General features: G+C 69.8%; 4 protein-coding genes. All 4 read right to left on the reverse strand.

Going from position 1 to position 2625, the window contains the following annotated elements; all coding sequences use genetic code 11:
- Positions 1 to 127 precede the first annotated feature (127 nt).
- On the reverse strand, positions 128 to 907 hold the full coding sequence (gene fliR / locus F3J18_RS36510) for a flagellar biosynthetic protein FliR (RefSeq protein ID WP_013696109.1): 780 nt from the start codon (positions 905 to 907) through the stop codon (positions 128 to 130).
- Between the two features lie 50 nt (positions 908 to 957).
- Positions 958 to 1230 (reverse strand): flagellar biosynthesis protein FliQ, encoded by a 273-nt coding sequence (fliQ, locus tag F3J18_RS36515; RefSeq protein ID WP_013696110.1) that lies wholly within the window; start codon positions 1228 to 1230, stop codon positions 958 to 960.
- 10 nt (positions 1231 to 1240) lie between these two features.
- On the reverse strand, positions 1241 to 2080 hold the full coding sequence (gene fliP / locus F3J18_RS36520) for a flagellar type III secretion system pore protein FliP (protein WP_166917008.1): 840 nt from the start codon (positions 2078 to 2080) through the stop codon (positions 1241 to 1243).
- A 2-nt stretch (positions 2081 to 2082) separates the two neighbouring features.
- A partial coding sequence (fliO, locus tag F3J18_RS36525) for a flagellar biosynthetic protein FliO (protein WP_166917010.1) occupies positions 2083 to 2625 on the reverse strand: 543 nt, incomplete at its 5' end.

A 2625-nucleotide genomic window follows, 5' to 3' on the forward strand; every position in this document is an offset into this window, starting at 1 on the left:
GGCCGCCTCGCCTCACCGGCGCCGCGCCGGGCCCGGCGCGCCGCGGGCGAACCGGGGGGCGGGAACTGGCGAGACGGGCAACGGGACGGCCGGCAGGGATGCCGGTTCGCGCAACGCGAGCCGAATTTTAACGGAAGCCCGCCGCGACGCGGCCCATCATCTCGTAACCGTCGTCGAACAGGTGCGAGAAGAACGGCATCAGGTTGGGGATCATCAGCTGCACCAGCAGCAGCCCGACCAGCATCAGCACCGGGAAGCCGACCTGGAAGATGCCGATCTGCGGCGCGGCGCGGTTCAGGATGCCGAGCGCGAGGTTCGAGATCAGCAGCGCGGCCACCACCGGCAGCGCCAGCAAGAGGCCCATCGAGAACACGTTGATGCCGGCGCCGGCCACGATGCGCCAGCCTGCTGCGCGCAGCAGGTTCGAGGAGATCGGCACGATATCGAAGGACTGCACCAGGGCGGCGATCAGCTGCAGGTGGCCGTCGAAGGCGATGAAGGCCAGCATCGCGAAGGCGTTGAGCACGCGGCCCAGCATCGGCGTGTTGCCGCTGTGCGGGTCGAAGAAGCTGGCGAAGCCGAGCCCCATCTGCAGGCCGATGTAGTCGCCGGCGGCCTCCACCACCGCGAACACGATCTGCATGGTGAAGCCGAGCGCGGCGCCGATCAGGAACTGGTTGACCAGGATCCAGATGCCCTCGGCCGAGAACACCGTGGCCTGCGGCAGCGGCCCGAGCGCGGGCGCCACCGCGATCGACACCAGGGCCGACACGCCGATCTTCACGCGCGCCGGCACCGAGGCATGGCCGATCAGCGGCGCGGTGGCCACCAGCGCGAGGATCCGCACGAAGGGCCAGAGGAACGCGGTCAGCCAGACGTTCAGTTGCGCGTAGGTGACGGTGAACATCGGCGCGTGAAAGGAGCGGAAACGGGCGGAAGGGAGGGCAGCGGACGCGCTCAGCTGGTGCCGAGCGTGGCCACGTGCATCAGGATGTCGCGCATGTAGTCGAGCATGGTCGACAGCATCCAGGGGCCGGCGATCACCATCGTCACCACGATCGCGAGCAGCTTGGGGATGAACGACAGGGTCGACTCGTTGATCTGCGTGGCGGCCTGGAACAGGCTCACCACCAGGCCCACCACCAGCGCCACCAGCAGCAGCGGCGCGGCCAGCAGCAGGCCGATCATCATCGCCTGGTGGCCCAGCGTCATGACGGATTCGGGCGTCATCGCATCGTCCTCAGGTAAAGCTCTGCGCCAGCGAGCCGATCAGCAGTTGCCAGCCGTCCACCAGCACGAACAGCATCAGCTTGAAGGGCAGCGAGATGGTGGTCGGCGAGACCATCATCATCCCCATCGACATCAGCACGCTCGCCACCACCAGGTCGATGATCAGGAACGGGATGAAGATCGTGAAGCCGATCTGGAAGCCGGTCTTCAGCTCGCTGGTCAGGAAGGCCGGCACCAGCAGCGGCAGCGGCACGTCCTCGGGGCCCTGCATCGGCGGCGCCTTGGAGATGCGCGCGAACAGCGCGAGATCGCTCTCGCGCGTCTGCTTGAGCATGAAGGTCTTGAAGGGCGCGAGACCGCGCTGCACCGCCTGGTCCATCGGCAGGGTGCCGGCCGAGAACGGCTGGTAGCCGTCGGTATAGGCGCGGTCCAGCACCGGCGACATCACGAACAGGGTGAGGAACAGCGCGAGGCCCACCAGCACCTGGTTGGGCGGGGTGGTGGTGGTGCCCAGCGCCTGGCGCAGCAGCGACAGCACGATGATGATGCGCGTGAAGCTGGTCATCATCAGCACGATGGCCGGCAGGAACGACAGCATCGTGAGCAGCAGCATGGTCTGCACGCTCAGCGAATAGGTCGTGCCGCCGTTCGGGCCGGGGCTGGTATTGAAGGCGGGCAGGCCCTGCGCCTGCGCATGGGCCAGCGAGGGCAGCGCGAGAGCGGCCAGCGGCAGCAGCGCGGCCAGCCAGGGCAGCACGCGGCGCAAGCCCGCCAGGGACGGGCGCGCGGCCGAGAAAGAGCGAAAGAAGGGACGAAGCACGGCGCGCGCGCTCGATCGATACGACATCATCTTCAGGAATCCTTGCGGGAGCGGCCACCCAGCCGCCTGGCGACTTCGCCGCCCAGCGCGCTGCGAAAACGCTCGCCGAACGTGCCGGACAAGGCGGCGTCCTGCTCGGGCGCGGTCGTCGCCGTTGCCGTCGTCGTCGCTGGGCCGCCGGCCACCACGCCGGGCGTGCCGGCCGGCAGCGTGTGCAGCAGCCGTACATTGCCGGGCGCGACGCCCAGCACCAGCCAGGTGTCGCCGACCTCGACCACCGTCGCGCTTTCCTTGCCGCCCACCGCGACGCTGGCCACCACCTTCAGGGCGCCGCCGCGCCGGGCGGGCTGGAAGCCGAGCCGCCGCGCGAGCCAGGCGCAGGCGAACACCAGGCCGATCACCACCGCGAGGCCGAGGATGGTCTGCAGCACCGCGCCGGCGCCCAGCGAGGGCACGGCCGAGCCGACCACGCTGCCCGAGGCATAGGAGGCGGGATGGTTGACGGCGTTCATGTCGGCCGCGCGCGCCAGGGCCGGCGCCAGCAGCGCCGCAGCGGCGAGCGTGGCGGCGGTTCC

Source organism: Burkholderia sp. Ax-1720 (assembly GCF_011753035.1).
Taxonomy (GTDB): domain Bacteria; phylum Pseudomonadota; class Gammaproteobacteria; order Burkholderiales; family Burkholderiaceae; genus Burkholderia; species Burkholderia gladioli.